Annotated in this window: 11 protein-coding genes; 1 reads left to right on the plus strand and 10 read right to left on the minus strand. The window is 40.2% G+C overall.

From position 1 onward, the window contains the following. From L0Z67_RS17805 to L0Z67_RS17825, 5 genes are read right to left on the minus strand one after another with little or no spacing between them, the layout of a single operon-like run. Positions 1 to 1,713 carry an ABC transporter permease gene (locus L0Z67_RS17805; RefSeq protein ID WP_237127307.1) on the minus strand — a complete coding sequence of 571 codons (1,713 nt, stop codon included), beginning with the start codon at positions 1,711 to 1,713 and terminating at the stop codon, positions 1 to 3. Further along, the gene (locus tag L0Z67_RS17810; protein ID WP_392353838.1) at positions 1,713 to 2,897 is read right to left on the minus strand and encodes an ABC transporter substrate-binding protein; all 1,185 of its coding nucleotides are present in this window, start codon (positions 2,895 to 2,897) and stop codon (positions 1,713 to 1,715) included. The genes L0Z67_RS17805 and L0Z67_RS17810 overlap by 1 nt, the downstream gene beginning before the upstream one ends. Before the next feature lie 40 nt (positions 2,898 to 2,937). Continuing rightward, positions 2,938 to 3,762 carry a DUF547 domain-containing protein gene (locus tag L0Z67_RS17815; RefSeq protein ID WP_392353637.1) on the minus strand — a complete coding sequence of 275 codons (825 nt, stop codon included), beginning with the start codon at positions 3,760 to 3,762 and terminating at the stop codon, positions 2,938 to 2,940. Between the two features lies 1 nt (position 3,763). Next, positions 3,764 to 5,917 carry an FAD-dependent oxidoreductase gene (locus L0Z67_RS17820; RefSeq protein ID WP_392353639.1) on the minus strand — a complete coding sequence of 718 codons (2,154 nt, stop codon included), beginning with the start codon at positions 5,915 to 5,917 and terminating at the stop codon, positions 3,764 to 3,766. A 12-nt stretch (positions 5,918 to 5,929) separates the two neighbouring features. Then, on the minus strand, positions 5,930 to 8,260 hold the full coding sequence (locus L0Z67_RS17825; protein ID WP_392353641.1) for a TonB-dependent receptor: 2,331 nt from the start codon (positions 8,258 to 8,260) through the stop codon (positions 5,930 to 5,932). A 154-nt stretch (positions 8,261 to 8,414) separates the two neighbouring features. Here L0Z67_RS17825 and L0Z67_RS17830 point away from each other — a divergent pair, with 154 nt between their 5' ends. Then, positions 8,415 to 8,825 (plus strand): hypothetical protein, encoded by a 411-nt coding sequence (locus L0Z67_RS17830; protein ID WP_062567605.1) that lies wholly within the window; start codon positions 8,415 to 8,417, stop codon positions 8,823 to 8,825. A 486-nt stretch (positions 8,826 to 9,311) separates the two neighbouring features. Here L0Z67_RS17830 and L0Z67_RS17835 read toward each other — a convergent pair whose 3' ends face one another. From L0Z67_RS17835 to L0Z67_RS17855, 5 genes are all read right to left on the minus strand, one after another. Then, positions 9,312 to 9,785 (minus strand): hypothetical protein, encoded by a 474-nt coding sequence (locus L0Z67_RS17835; protein WP_062567604.1) that lies wholly within the window; start codon positions 9,783 to 9,785, stop codon positions 9,312 to 9,314. A 422-nt stretch (positions 9,786 to 10,207) separates the two neighbouring features. Then, entirely contained in the window at positions 10,208 to 10,666 is a 459-nt protein-coding gene (locus tag L0Z67_RS17840) for a hypothetical protein (protein WP_062567603.1), read from the minus strand. A 254-nt stretch (positions 10,667 to 10,920) separates the two neighbouring features. After that, positions 10,921 to 11,154, minus strand: a complete 234-nt coding sequence (locus tag L0Z67_RS17845; protein WP_392353644.1) for a multiheme c-type cytochrome — start codon at positions 11,152 to 11,154, stop codon at positions 10,921 to 10,923. 116 nt (positions 11,155 to 11,270) lie between these two features. Continuing rightward, positions 11,271 to 13,319 (minus strand): S9 family peptidase, encoded by a 2,049-nt coding sequence (locus L0Z67_RS17850; RefSeq protein WP_392353646.1) that lies wholly within the window; start codon positions 13,317 to 13,319, stop codon positions 11,271 to 11,273. A gap of 71 nt (positions 13,320 to 13,390) precedes the next feature. Next, on the minus strand, positions 13,391 to 16,012 hold the full coding sequence (locus L0Z67_RS17855; protein ID WP_405128745.1) for a TonB-dependent receptor: 2,622 nt from the start codon (positions 16,010 to 16,012) through the stop codon (positions 13,391 to 13,393). Positions 16,013 to 16,082: the final 70 nt, after the last annotated feature.

Below are 16,082 nucleotides of genomic sequence, written 5' to 3' on the forward strand. Positions count from 1 at the left end.
TTAAGCCTTGTTTTGATATTTATAGACCAGCTTAGGAGTAAGCCAAGCAAGAACAAATGCTAGAGCTGGTAGTAACATTTGTATGAGTGCGTACACTGAGCTGGTACGCCGACTTGCGCCACTGGCAAGCACCACAGCTTCTGTAGTAATTGTATTTATTTGCCCAGCGCCATTGAGTAGCGTTGGTAAATACTGACTAAAACTAATTGCTAAGCCTAATGCAAAGGCGATGCATATTGGGGTAACTAGCATGGGTAATTTTACTTGCCAGAATACCTTAGCCGGAGGTTTTCCCAGACTTGCTGCCAAAATTGAAAAGCGGGAGTCAAAGCATCTGTAGCTACTTGCCAGTGACAAAAAAACATAAGGAAGTACAAATAGTAGATGGCTAAAGATAACGTTTATATAGGCATGATGACTGCTTATTTGCTCCTGCAACCAAACTAAACCAAATAAAAATGCAACGCTAGGAACAAGTAAAGGGAGATAAATTATAAAGCTGCTGAGGTGAGATAGTGCGTAGGCACGTTGTTGCTCAGCTTCTAATGTTACGAGTACAAGAATGATCGCAATCGCACTGGCAGCAAAGCCAATGTATAACGAATTTAACAGTGCAGGCTGTATATTTGTTAGCGCATTTTGCCAGTGGATTAATACAAGTTGATCAGGCAAAAATGCAGGGAAGCGCCAAAACCCAGCAAATGACCAAAGCACTAAGCCAAGTAAAGATAATAAAATACTCGCGACTAACATAACCGTTACTATGCGAGTTAAGTGCATAATCGCATTACCTGCATAGTCACGCTTTCTGTTAGCCACATAAAAATAAAACACGCGCTTCACTATTATTTCTAACAGCCACCAAGTTATTAGTAAAGTGGCGGTGAGCATAAGTTGCGCAATTGCGCCAGCCGAGGCTTTAATACGTAGCGTTAAATCAATGTCGTTAAACCAGTTAATGATAGCAACAGAGAGAGTTGGCGGTGCATTAGGGCCTAAAATTAATGGGATCTCAACACTGGCACTGGCATAGGCCAACACAGCCAAAACAGGAAGGCGAATATAAGTGTATAAATTAGGCAGTACTACTTTAAAAAATGCAGTCATAGGGCAGTAGCCAAAGCTCATGGCAACTTTATGTTGAGCGCGCAACTTTGCACCTAAATCAGCTTGAGCAAATGCAGCTAAGGCCATCAACAATAAAAAGGGGAGCTCTTTTAGCGTAAGCCCCAAAATCATGCTTACCCCCAATATATCATGAGGGAGTAGCCAGTCTGGCGGTAATTCCCAACCAGTTAACCAAGGAGAAAATAGCCGTGAAATAAAACCCGAAGGGGTGATTAAAAAGCTAATCGCAATAGCCGCTGCGGCATGAGGTATAACTAAAATAGGGCCTAATAAGCGTTGAATGCGTTTCAGCCATGGGCTGTTAAAAAAACAAGCGAGGATCAATATGGTCATTGTAAGTGCCAATAATGTACTAATCAGTGCGCTGCTGGCACTGAGAAATACCATATGACTAAAACCATCAGTTTGTATCAAGGCATTAAAACCCTGCAAAGAGAATTCTTTCATGCCCAAAGCTGGAAGGTAACCAAAAGCAGGTAATAACACACCGATTAATCCCCCTATAACAGGTATAACTAATAAGGCGACCAAGAGTGTTGGGCTAAGCTTAATTAAGCGCGTGAATGTGTCATGAGTTTTAATCATTACTTTACTGTACCGCGTTTATAAGAGCCATAGCGTAATTGCCATTGTTGGTTTATTAATGTGCTCCAACTTGGATGTGGCTCAGCTAATGCTGGACTTTGATTGTTTGTAGCTAAGCTACTTGGGTGGAGGGCTTGTTGACTGAAAAGTGCTACTTGATCTTGCGAGAGCAAAGATAAATCAAGCACTGTGTTGTCTCCCCAGTTAGCGGGTTGTTGTTTTTGGGCTTGTGCTTTCACACTTAACATAAAATTGGCGACTAATTTTGCGCTTTCGCTGTGGCTTGCGTTATACGCAATAGCTACAAAGTGTGTGTTACTCAAGCTGCCGTCATGCATTGCGTAACTTCTAGTAGCGAGGGGTAAATCATATCGTTCAACAGCGGCTGGTATTTCTGCGGCTGAAAATGTGAGTGATAAGCTAAGCTCCATATCGCTTACCAAACGCTTTAATGCCGCGCTGTTTTGTACAAAAAAAGTACCTTTCCGCCATAAGGTTGGGTGTAATTCGTCTAAGTATTGCCATAAAGCGGGCAATAACTGTGCTGCACTTTTTTCAGTGGCAGGTTGATAAAGTAAGCTGCGTTGCTCTGTCGCTGTTAAGTTAATAAGCGCATATTTTAAAAAACTCATCCCGATAAAGTCCGGTGGTTTCGAATACGTAAAGCGACCTTTATTTTTTGTACTCCAGTCTAAAAGCTGTTTTAGGTTTTTAGGGGGATGAATAACGGTTTTACTATCATAATAAAACGTTAGTGAGGCTTGCCCCCAAGGTGATTCCATACCTTGCGTAGGTAATCCAAAATCGTGAGTCACAGCAGGATTTTTTGCCGGATTTGTTAAGTAGAAATTGGGAAGTTTAGTTGCCCAATCTGCTTTTAATAACCCGTGTTTACTCATAGCAGCAAAATTAGCACCATTAATCCATATAAGATCTACTTTACCTTGCGTGTGGTTACCGGCTGACTTTTCTGCAAGCACTCGGCTTACCGCTTCACTGGTGTCTGCAAGTTTAATGTGAACTAAGTCAATGTTGTACTGCTGTTTAACCTGCTCACCAAGCCACTGAATGTAGCTATTAATCTGTGCATCACCACCCCAAGCATGAAAGTAAACAGGGTTATTTACCCCTTCATTTACTGTTTTTTGCCAGCTTTGAGCATGGCTTAAAACCGAATAAACCATGCTTGCCAAAAACAATAAAAAACGAATTAATGTAGGGAAATCACTGAGTATCATTAAGTGCCCAATCGTAATCTAAAAACTTAATAGCCACCTTGTTTGCTTTTATTTTAGCTATCTGATTATTTGTTAAATTTAATGCGTCTGAGTAAAGCAATATAAATTCACTCAGCGAGTGGGCACCCCTAAACTCTTGCTCAAAGTCTTCTTTGTACCATTTAAAAATAGACGATAAGTGAAGTTTATCTTCTTTTATATAGTTGCGCGTTGTGTCTGCTAAAAAGCGTGTTGTTTGCTCTTCTAGTTGTGCATCTAAGTGAGTAGCGATATAGGCTTCACTACGCAGAGCAGGGCAGCCTATGCTGGCACAATTTACAGCAAAGTGTATGCGTGGTTCTTTAAACGTATCACTCCCCCTGATTAAAGTATGCTCTATGTTATCTAAGCTGCGTGTTTCACCTAACAAAGGGATAAACTCTTTACTCCAAGGAGAGCTAAAAAAGCTGCCAAGCTCTTTTATGGAATCAATTTTTGGATACCGAGTTAAAATAAGCTCAATGGTCCAGGCATTATAAGCATTGATTAAAAAGGCCAGCTGTTTGGACTTTGGCCATGCATTAAATTCTGCTTGGCTTACTTGGGAAAGCGCACTTAAGTAGCTGCGCAATTGAGATTGATCAGCCTTAAATCCCGCATAATCAACTTGCGTACTCGTTGCGTCATTAATTGCAACGACATGCTTGATAAGGAGCGCTTGCCAAGGAGAGTGTAATGATGCTTCTTGTTGGGCAGGGCTATCCTTCGCTGTGGCACTATTAATCATAGTAAGTAAAATTAAAAAACCAATAAAGCGTATAAATTTCAGCATATTAACCTCTTCGCCAAGTGTGATACTTTTCAAGTAAGTTGAGTACTTTTTCGGGTGCGTGGGCACGTTTCCATTCGCCTGCGATATATTTATTTCCTTCAGCCCACGTTGGGTAGCTGTGAATAGTGCCAAGTATCTTATTCAGACCTAGACCATGTTTCATAGCGAGGACAAATTCAGCAATTAAGTCACCCGCATGCGCAGAAACAATAGTGACGCCTAGAATTTTATCTTTACCTTTAGGTGTAAGTACTTTGATGAAACCATTCGTTGCGCTTTCTGTGATGGCACGGTCTAACTCTGCAAACTCAAAACGAGTTACTTCGTAGTCTAGATTTTGTGAAATTGCATCTTGTTCATTGAGCCCAACACGGGCGACTTCAGGGTCGATAAATGTCGTCCAAGGGATAACACGATAATCGACCTTGAACTTTTTAAAGTGGCCAAATAAACCATTAACCGCGGCATACCAACCTTGATGCGCAGCAACATGGGTAAACTGATATGGACCAACAATATCACCCGCGGCAAAAATATTAGGGTAAAGGGTCTCGAGATAGTCATTGGTTTGAATAGTGCGGTTGGTTTCAATGCCTAACTCTTCAAGGCCGTAACCTGTTAAGCGAGCACTTCGACCCACAGCGCATAGTAACTCATCGTACTCAATGTCGAACTCTTTCTCTTGATGCTGAACAACCAAGTATTTTTTGTTGTTACGAACTTCGCAACGAAGTGCTTGGTGGTTGGTTAATACATTAACGCCACTGCTTTTCAGTGCTTGAGTAGCAAATTCAGAGACTTCTAAATCTTCTTTTATCATGATCCGCTCAGCCATTTCTACTTGTGTGACCTGCGAACCAAGTCGAGCGAAGCTCTGCGCAAGCTCTGAACCAATTGGCCCACCGCCTAAAACAACGAGCTTTTTGGGCGGCTCATCTAACTGAGCAAATTTACTCCAAAGCGTATCACTGGTGACATAACCTGCCTCTTCCAAGCCTGGTAAAGGTGGAACAAACGGACGAGCACCTGTAGCAATCACAATTGTTCGTGCACTAAGAGTTTGTGTACCACCTGTGCTTAAAGCAATTTCAACCGTCCATGGATCGATTAATTTGCCATAACCTTTAATAACTTCAACGCCCAGTTTAGTGTATCTTTCAACACTGTCGTGAGGAGCAATATCGGCAATAACTTGGTGTACTCGAGCCATCACCTTTTTGAATGAAAAGGTGGCACTGCTTTTTTCTAAGCCATACTTGTCAGCTTGTTGAAATTGTTCAACAATTTTAGCGCTTTTTATAATCGCTTTACTGGGCACACATCCGTAGTTTAAGCAGTCACCACCCATTTCACCTGCTTCAATCAATGTCACCTTTGCTTTTACGGCAGCTGCAATATAACTGGTTACTAATCCGCCGGCACCGGCACCTATGACAATCATGTTGCGATCAAATTGCTTTGGTTTTGAAAAGTTCTTATAGATTCTGCGCTTTTTGATGGTATTTAATAACGCTTTGGCTATAAAAGGAAAAACACCTAATAGAGTAAAAGACAAAATTAAGTTAAACGATAAGATTCCAGATAAGCTTTCTATCTGCGCGAGTTGTGTACCCGCGTTTACAAAGACAAACGTGCCTGCCAACATGCCTAGCTGACTTACCCAAAAGAAAGTCCAAGCTTTAATCGCCGTTACACCCATTAAAAGGTTAATGAGAAAGAAAGGGAAAATAGGTACAAGACGTAGCGTAAATAAATAAAAGCTACCTTCTTTTTTAACACCTGCATCTATGGCTGTAAGGCGTTCTGGGAAACGCAATTTTATTGCGTCACGCAGTAAGTAACGAGAAACCAAAAATGCGATTGTTGCACCCACAGTTGAAGCAAATGAAGCGATAAGTAGACCTTCAATGAGGCCGAATAACGCACCCGCTGCCAGCGTTAAAATTGTTGCACCTGGCAGTGACAGTGCAGTAACGACAACATAAAGTAAAAAAAACGCGCCTATCACTAATAGTGGTGATTGTTCACGCCACTGACTAAATTGATCCATCGAACCTTTTAAGCCATTCAGTGTTAATAACTGATGTAAATCGAAATAGAAAAATGCAGTAACGGCAACCAAGACGCCGACGAGTAAGATTATTTTCTTTAACATGAGTAGCCCTACTTAAAAGGTATGTTGAAAGGTCAATTTGGCATGAATAGGAAGCTCAGGAAAAACTAACGTTGAGCCAAAGTAACCGCCTTCAAAAACAGGACGCCAGTTATCTTGATTAGTCACATTTGTAATATCTAAACGTAAAGACGTTTGCTCGCTGAAGGCATATCGTGTATTCACATTCAAGGTGTATTGATCGCGAATACGCACGGTTGCTAAAAAATCAAGCGGATAGCTTTTGGTGTATATACCGCCTAAGCCAATATCCCATTGAGGAGTGATAGAAAAACCACTGTTAAAGCTAAATGATTGTTCGGGAATACCTTGCACTCGCCTAGTCGATGGCGGAAAAGACGCGAAATTAGGTGCGCCAATACCTGTACCATTAATAATATCAGGACGAGAATTATCAAATGCATCAGCGACTTGGTTTGAGTCTTGGCTACTTGCTGAATTATCGTAGCGGGCATCTATATAGCTGTAACCGGCATTAAACCAGTATTGCCCAGCATCATAAAACACCTGCGTTTCAAAGCCTTTTGTACGAATACCCGTGTTACTTCCATCACGATTTCTGAGGCTACGACGTTGATTAAATAAAGCCGCATCGACATACCAAGGGCTGTCAGTGGGTGAAAATTTTAAACCTATTTCAGCAAGGGTGTTATCGGTTGCAAAATTTTGTGCGCTAATTTGGTTATCACTTCCTAAAACATTGCCGCCAGCCATGCTATTGGAGGTCGCTTCGTTATAGTTCCCTGTAATATAGGAGGTTAATTCTGCAGTGAGTTTATAGTTAACACTAATTTGCCCTGCATGCAGGGTTTCATAAATATTATCGCGCGCTGCAACTTGACCTTGTGGTGCAATGGGATCCCGAGCTTCTACATCATAATAGTCAAGGCGATAGCCTAAACTTGTGCGCAATTTTTCAGTCCATTGACTGTCATGCACAAAAGCAAGCCCCGTTTGCCAACTGGTCGAATCGGTTGTATCAGAGAGTGAAAAATCTCCAACACCATCGTTATCTAAATCGTATTGGGCTCCTGGAGATACAAATACACCTGGCTTTAATTCAACTAATCTTGCTTTTTGCTCTGTTGTGAGCGGGATACGACGGTTTTCAATCGGGCCTGTTAAATCAATGGGTAAATCTGCTTCTGTGGTAAATTGGCTGAACCCTTTTACTTTGTTAAAGCGAACATCAAACGCAAAAATAGAGCTTTGACTATCATTCCATTGGTAGCTTAACTCAGTGCGGTTTTGGGCTGTGTCAGCACCATCAATGATCTCTACAAAGCTATTTTGAGCGACTTCTTCACGTTGTAGGTGCTGAAAATAAGTTGTATTTTTAAGCGTCGTTTTATCATTGAGTTCACGTTTATAGATACTGTGAAGTAAATAGGTCGTGGCTTCATTGATATTATCGGGGTCTGTTAACACTCGGTTTCGCGGTATACGGACTTGCCCTGTGGGTGAAATAATAGCCCCCGCTCTTGCAATAGCACTGCCATTGGGTTGTATACCTTGACCAGTAATATAAAGGCCATCATCAATAAGCGCTTGAGTAGGGCGATTGATACCTGCGTTATCTGTAAATTCAACTTGATAGAGCTCGAAATTTATATCTAAACTACTTTGTGCGTCAGGCAAAAAGCGCACAGCTGCAAATAAACTATCGCTCTTATAACCTGAAAAATCATAAAAACTGCCAGTATCAATATGTTCAGCACTTACTCTGAAGCCACTTTTACCTTCTACTATCGGCGCTGTGTAATCGAGTTGTGCCGAGTAGTGATCCCAGCGACCAGCCGAAAGCACTAGTTTGCCTTGAGATTGTTCAGTATTTGCCTTTTTTGAGCTCAGGTTTACAAAGCCCCCATTTCGTTGACTACTACCAAATAAGACGGGTGGTGCACCTTTTACTACATCTATTTGCTCAATCGCATTGAAGGATATTGGAATGCCAAAACCATTATTACCTGCTTGTCGGCGGACGCCATCTTGAAATAATTCACCTAACTGCCCCCTTAAAGTTGGTAAGCTCGGATTACCAAATCCGCTCGCTGAATAGCTATTAGGTGTAATAGATAAAATATCTTGCAGGGTGGTAATATTGAGTTGTTCGATCATTTCTCTGGTGATTGGCGTTACACTTCGTGCAATATCTTGCAGAAAAAGATCATCGCCAAAAGGTCCATTTATAGGCGTATCTTTAGGTGAAATTTGGGTATTTTTTAATTGCTCGCCTGATATTTGAATAACCTCAATCTCATTATTCTCGGTAGCAAGTGATACAAAGCTTGCACAAATACTCAGCGCTAAAAATGCGTATTTCAAAATGTTCTCTCTGCGATTAAATAATTTATTGACGATGAATGAGACCAACAGCCGGAAAAAATACTTTCAAAGCATTTTTATTTTATTTTTGTAATGTTTCTTTTTATTTTCGGTCTTGTTGTTTTTAAGCGTGAATAGTTCAAAGGAAAAAATAATGATTCAATCAACTACATCGGATACACAAAATCGCTTGCAATGGTCGCTTTTATCATTACGTTTGGGCGTATTTGTGGTTATGTTAATGTGGAGTTTGGATAAATTTGTAAATCCAAGTCACAGTGCAATTGTGTTTGAACACTTCTATGGATTGAGCGGCTCAACAGATACAGTTGCTTATATTCTAGGAAGTTTGCAAATAATTTTAGTGTTTGCTTTTGTAGTGGGGTTTAAGAAAAAAATCACTTACGGTTTAATCTTTTTATTACACGGCGCATCCACACTTTCTTCGTATGCTCAATATATAGATGGATTTAATAATTTACTTTTCTTTGCTGCATGGCCAATGTGGGCAGCCTGTTTTACTTTATATTTAATGCGTGATGAAGATGTGAAGTATGTAGTGTGATTTTATAAACTAGTTTAAATACTCTTAGCCTAATTAAATAGGGTAAATTCATTTTTATTATTTTCATATTAATGATTTTTAATGAAAATTTTTATTAATAAAATTTAAATGCGCTAGAAATAAAAAAGCCCAGCGAACACACAAGCTGGGCCTTTTGACAACAATATGATTGAGTCACCGCGTATGCAGTGACTCGGAATAAAAAAGCTTAGAGAACACACAAGCTAAGCTTTCGACAACAATGTGGTTGAGTCACTGCGTGTGCAATGACTCGGAATAAAAAAGCTTAGAGAACACACAAACTAAGCTTTCGACAACAATATGGTTGAGTCACCGCGTATGCAATGACTCGGAATAAAAAAGCTTAGAGAACACACAAACTAAGCTTTCGACAACAATATGGTTGAGTCACCGCGTATGCAATGACTTCGGATATAAAAAAGCCAAGAGAACACACAAACTAGGCTTTTTGTGACAACAATTTGATTAAAGTGCTAAGTTTTTCTTAGCGCGGTTGAGGTTGTGATTAACTAAATCATTACCCGACATTTTTACCGCTTCATAAAAATCTGATAGTGCAGCTGTGTCGTTTTTCGACATAATGCGTGCTATACCACGGTTACTTAAAGCGAATGATGTAAGCTCTCGACGTTTATAGCCGCGTACTTCGCTTTTATTTAGAAGCTTGATAGCTTCGGTACACAAAGATTCCGCGTGGCTGAAATTTTTAGATTTCACGCTTGCTGCGCAACGATTGAATGCAAGTTCATATTGACTATTTAAATCAGTTGCTTGCGCTGTGCTATTTAACACCGCGTCGTATTGGCCTTGCATAATTGCTTGCGATGAATCTGAGTCGTTAATTACCATCAGTTTATAGTCACTTTGCTCAGCGATTGCAAAAGCTGAACATGTTAGTAATGAGCTAAGAGCAAGTCGTTTTAAAAGTGGTTTAACCATGATTAGTTTCCTCGTTAATCGCAGCATCGTTTGCTGATGAGTTAACTTTAGAGTAATCCCTCTAAATCGACAAACGATTAAAATAAACCTGATAGATGAATTTTTTTAACTTATAGAGAAAAGCCTGAGTTAAACTTGCTATTTCAATCCATAAGTAATGAAAAGTTCTTACTTTTCTTTTTGGATCTTGTCATATGTGATTTGTGCATGAGTATTTTGCACGCATTGAAGGCACTTTAAAAATGAGTGATGAGCTGCACGAAGTGTTTTGTAAAGTGAGAAATAGTTAAATTAAAGCTGAGTGGCTGGATAGTTGCTACGAGAAGTAAAAAACTTTCTGCCCAGCGAGAGCATACTAGCCGTGATGCATGAGGAGTGGAAGTATTAACTTTGCGTGATGAAGAAAAACATGTGCTAAATAACTAAGCTATTGCAGTGGTTGTCTCGCTTGATAACCAGTTGAGCGCAGCTGTTTTAGATTTAAATATCTGCATAGTCATACCTGTTTTTTTATATAAATTGCAGTATGTATTACTCAGCAGGTTTCCACCTTCAAGCCCCTCTTTAATGATAAAGGCTGTTTTCTTCGGTGCACTATTCTGGCGTTTTAAATCAGCTAAATACATCATTAGTTTTTCAAGGGCACCAGGCGTTGCCATGCACGAGTTTTCAAACTCAACTAATTCACACCAGTCACCATGCTCTGCGATGATTTTTTCAATATAAGTGTGTTGAGTAAATGACAAGGCATCAATAATCTCTTCATTGAATGGGCCGACTGCGGTTGTAAAAAGTGTATTTTGACGTTGATAAAACTCAACAAGGCCGTGGGGCTTAAAATCTGCGTATGGATAATATTTAGTTGAGGCTATGCTGTGCATTAGTTCAATCCCTGAGCCTTTGATATTAGTTAATAATTATTAGTATTTGATAATAGCAGCGAATTCAACAAGGTTAATATTAATACTCTAAATTGAGATGGTTTGAGTCATGAGCAGAGTGTTTTTATTACCATGTTGATCCAGCTTGTATATAAATTGCATTTTGCTCAGGGCCATGCGCAGATAGCTATGCCAAAATATTCATCGATAAGATAACGCATTCCTGTTCTGATAATGTTGGCTTTGTGTACAGGTTACGTCGGCATTGTACATTTTACTTTGTAGAGACGCGCTTGCTGGCCTTCGTATTCGAGGGTTTGGTCGTTGAAATTACCGAGCACAGTCGTGGCAGTGGCTGTTTCCGTTGCATGAAAATGGTGCGAAGACTGCCAATCTTGTACTTGGCTTTGGTGGCAGTTTGCGCACTCTGGTTCGGCCTGTAAATTGAATATAGTCAATCCAATAAAAAAGCATACTACACGCACCATTCAATAATTCCTTTTACTTTTTGCCTACACTTTTAATCAGTTATATTAGTTTTAGAGTGTAAGTAAAGCCAATGGCAAAAAGAAAAACGCCTTGCTTTTAAAGCAAGGCGTTTAGATTATTTATCTGTATCTTTTGCGGCCTTTAGTTTAGCTGCATGGTCAATCTCAAATTCAGGCATGTTTTTATTGCCCTGTATTAAGTAGTTGTCCATCCAACGCATTAGACGGAGGCTGTAATCGTACTGAGCGGCAACCTTACGGTTACCATGCCCTTCACCTGGGTAGTAGACTAAGCGTACATCTTTGCCTTGTACTTTCATGTAACGGTAAAGTTCCATTGATTGAGCAGGGTGTACACGTGGATCCTCTTTACCATGCATGATAAGCAGTGGTGTTTTAGATTGGCCCGCCCAGTAAATAGGGCTGCGCTCTAAATACCATTGCCATTTATCCCAAGGATATGAGCGTGCGTGAACCAGATTCATTTCATTAGAAATATCTGTTGTGCCAAATTTTGAAAGTTGGTTAGATACACCCACAAACATCACACTTGCTGCAAAGTGTTCAGTCAGCTTTGTTGCCCCCCACGCTGAGGCATAACCACCGTATGAGCCACCTGTGATACCAACACGTTTTGTATCAACAAGTCCCATTTCTACAAGGTGATTTTTAAAATCGACCAAATCGTCAAATTCTTTGCCTGCATAGTCGTTTTGGCCTAGTTTTGAGTAATCAACCCCCTTACCTGTTGAACCACGGTAGTTAGGATAGAAAACCGCATAACCACGCGCGGCTCCCATTTGGCCTGGGCGAGAATAATTGGTTACCCAACCATTTTTATCATGGCTTTCAGGCCCACCATGGACAGACATAATAAGTGGGTATCGGGTACCTTCTTTATAATCAAGAGGGTAAACCAATATACCTTCTATATCGACACCATCACGTGCTTTAAGTGAGATAGTCTCTTGTTTTGCAAAACGTTTATTATTTAACCAAGGGTTAGAATCAGTTAAACGGGTTGCTTTATTACCACGGATAATAAACACTTCATTTGGATGTTTTGCTGTATTCGCGCGTACAGTTAAGGTTTTATCTGAATCAGACACACTTAAGTTGCTGGCAATAAAGCGACCTTCTTCAATGATTTTTTTATATTTTTTACTGCCCGTTTTAATACTTGCAACAAAGCTTTCTGTACCAACATTGGCGATGAAGTTTAATGTATTGCGTTTATGAGACCATTCAAAATCAACGATATGGCCCATAAAGTTTGGTAGCCACTCTGTGATTTCAGCCGTTTTTGTATCAGCAATAAATAAGCGGCCAGTAGCTGGATCATGCTTATCCTCAGCACCTAAAATCGCGATATATTTACCATCAGCAGATAACTCAGCATCGCCTAACTTACCTTCGGTTTTAAAAGATAGGGTTACTTGGTCATTTGCAACATCATATAAATGCCACATTGACTTGGTGTATTTGTCATCAATAAGAGCAGTTGGTTGAGTTTTAACAAGTAGTTTTTCACCGTTAGCTGACCAATTCATATCACTAACATAATCACTAACGTTTAATGCCGTTGGCTTTAATGGCGTGTCTGTTTTTGCCAGACTAACAATGAAAAGCTGTTTATTATCAAGACCAAGCTCATATACTTCTGCCATAAAGCCTAATTTCTTTAGTTCTTTTTCAGACTTATCTTTGGCAGGGAGTGCTAAAATAGCAACTTTTTGATTGTCAGGGCTTAGCTCGTAACTTGATATTGATGTGTCTTTTAAAGACAATACTTTTTGAGCTTGACCACCGTCAACGGGTATTTGATACAGTGAAGTGAATTTTTCATCTTTTAATTTAGCAAGAAAATAAATGGTTTTGCTATCTTTAGACCATTGAATGCTACCGATGTTAACGTTACCTGTAATGTACGGACGCTCAACGCCTTCGTCATCAACAATGTAAAGTTCGCTGTAATTACGACCATTTTCATCTTTGTACAGTGTACGTGGCACTGAGCGGGTAAACGCAACCGAGTCACCATCAGGGCTTACGCTTGTTTGGATAACTGATTGTATTGTTGGAATGTCGTCAATTGTAATTGTGTCGTTGGCAGTAGCAAGTGTACTTGAAAGACCAACGGCTAAGGCTAAAGCAGTTTTTAGCATAGTAGTTCCCTTCGCTTGTTATGTTCTGCGGTGATTATAGCAGTGTGGAATCGCATTAGTAACAAATGCGATCAGTGGCTGTAACGAATACCTAAATAAAACCGTCGGCCATTCTTATAGATGCCCGTAGGAGCATACTGATTACGTTCATATGTGTAGGTTGTTTCGTTGCTAAGGTTTATTGCATCAACAATAATATCGAATTGTTTGTTTAGTTTTATGGTTAAATTACCGTCCAACTGCCCGAAGTTTTCCATGATGGTTTCACCCACGCCAGTCGCAAAGTCAGTGCGATAATTATATGCTAAACGGCCACTAAAGCGTTCGTTTTCGTAGTAGCTGGTTAAGTTTATAGTATGTTTTGAAGTACCAGGAATGGCGTTAAGGCTGGCATTATTACGTTTACTTCTTTCGCCATCAACAAAGGTATAATTTGCAATTAACCCGAAACCATAAAATAGTTCTTGTTGATAACCGAGTTCAAAACCACGAATCGTACCACCACTGCCATTGATTGGTCTGTCTATTGTCATAGCAATGTTTTCATGCACTTCAACATCACGGTTAAATTCAATAAATGACTCAACATCTTTATTAAATAAAGCAGCAGACAATAACCCTGCATCAGCAAAGTACCATTCAAGGCTCGCATCAAATTGATTGGCTCTGTAAGGGTCTAAATCAGGGTTACCGCCTTGGCCTTGTGCTTGGGTGACATTGTAGTTGGTAGAAGGCATTAAGTGATTATATTGCGGGCGAGACATGACTCTGGCTACACTAAAGCGAGAAATCACATCATCGGTAATATCAATGTTGAGGTTTATACTCGGCAGTAAGTCTGTGTAATTTTTATAGTGGGTTTGCCATTGGTAGCTGTCCGGAAGCTCAATAGGCGATGCGATGCGAGCATAAGCAGCGCTATCTTGGCGAGTATTAACAACTCGTAGCCCAAGGTTTGCGTTGTATGTATCGCCATTTAAATTGAGCTTAACATAGCCCGCAGTCGTTCTTTCTTGTATATCAAAACGACTGGCTTTTTCTTCCTGCTGTACAAAATTAAGTGTATTAAATTGCTTTGCAAGTAAGTTGATATCAACATAGCTATAGTTTTTTAAAGTGTGCTGATTACCAATATCGGTTAAAAAATCATCTGGGATAGCAGCAGGAAAATCAGCAAGTGTCCAAGCAAGTTGCTCTGTTAGTTGATCGTATGAGCCATTAATTGAGCGTAAGCGAATAAAGTCACGTTGATGATCGCGATATTTTACGCCAAATTTTATAGAAGAAATAATTGAATGATCAACGGCACGTTCAAAGTCAGTTTGTATATAAAGCTCTTGATCAGTGGAATCTTGACTGTCGTTTCTGGCCTCGGTGAGTTGCCATTGTGCGGCATCAAGGGGTGAAATGGCATAATCTGCAATGATATTTTGTTGTTGCCGTGTGTCGACACTAAACGCCGTATTCGCTGAGAATTGAGAGGTATAGTCTTGCTTTGAGCCTCCACCGCCATGCGTATAGCCTAATTGGTAAGTATTATGCCACAAATCAGCCTGTTGCGATGCGACCAACTGTATACTGCTTGTGTCGATTTGTGATTTTCGCCAAATAGCTTCCATTGCAGTGCTATAAGGTCTATTTATATCAGTGACTTTGCTATAACGAGCAAAAGCCAATGTATTGTTAATGATTTCAGCGTCATGAATACGACCTCCTCTGGCAAAAACGCTACTTGGTTGCCATAAAAAGTTCTGGTTACTATTGTCGGCATCAAGCACTGAATACAAGCCATTTAGTTGAATATTCCAATCAAAATTAAGTTGGTGCTCAAAAGCAAATGTTGCAGTGGTAAGAATTCGACGTTGCTTAAAGAGCGCCGACCCACCACCGCCAGGCGTCCAAACTCGATTTATATCGGCTAGCCTGTCTACAGGGGAGAGGCTGTTATCATCATTCAAGGTGTAGTTTTGTTCGTGCCACCCCCATGACTCTAGGCCATCACGACGTAATGAGCGCTCATTGCGACTAAAAGTAAGTAGTAAGCCAGTACTCTGTGTACTATTTTTCCAGTTATAGAAACTCGCTAGTTGTGGATCAAACTCACCTGATAGGTCGTTATACTGCAGTTGAGTATTTATCACAAAGTGCTTATTCGGTGTTGTCAGAGGGCGCATGGTTTTTATGTTAACCGCTCCCCCTAATGAGCCTTCATCATGGTCCGCTTGTGGTGTTTTATAGACTTCGAGTGAGGCAACTAAATCAGCGGGCAATAAGGTATAGTTAAACCCTCTGTTGGGTTGCGATGAAATCCACCAATCGGCTGATGCAATTGATTGACCATTTAAATAAGTACGGTTTTGCTCTGGCGTTGTTCCTCTAACACCCACTCGCTCACCTTCACCTTGAATACGTGATAATGAAATACCGGTCACACGTTGGAGTGCCTCTGCAACATTTTTATCAGGAAATTTACCGATATCTTGTGCGCTAATAGTATCTATAATTGATTGGCTATTTCGTTTATCATGGAGTGACTTGACAGCGCTGTCATGAAAACCCCTAATTTGAATGGTTTCTAAAGCGTTCTTTTCTTTATCACTTGTTTGAGCAACGCTGTACGTTGAACTAAATACAAGTAAAATAAAACCAATATAGGTAAAAATGTTAATAAAATTGAGCGTTATTAAAGCCATGCCAAATCCAATAAAGCGGTTAATGTGTTCTTCAAGTTGCCTCATGATAATAAAATCAAGAGTTTGTTGC

It is taken from the genome of Pseudoalteromonas sp. PB2-1 (assembly GCF_045040605.1).
Classification (GTDB): domain Bacteria; phylum Pseudomonadota; class Gammaproteobacteria; order Enterobacterales; family Alteromonadaceae; genus Pseudoalteromonas; species Pseudoalteromonas arabiensis.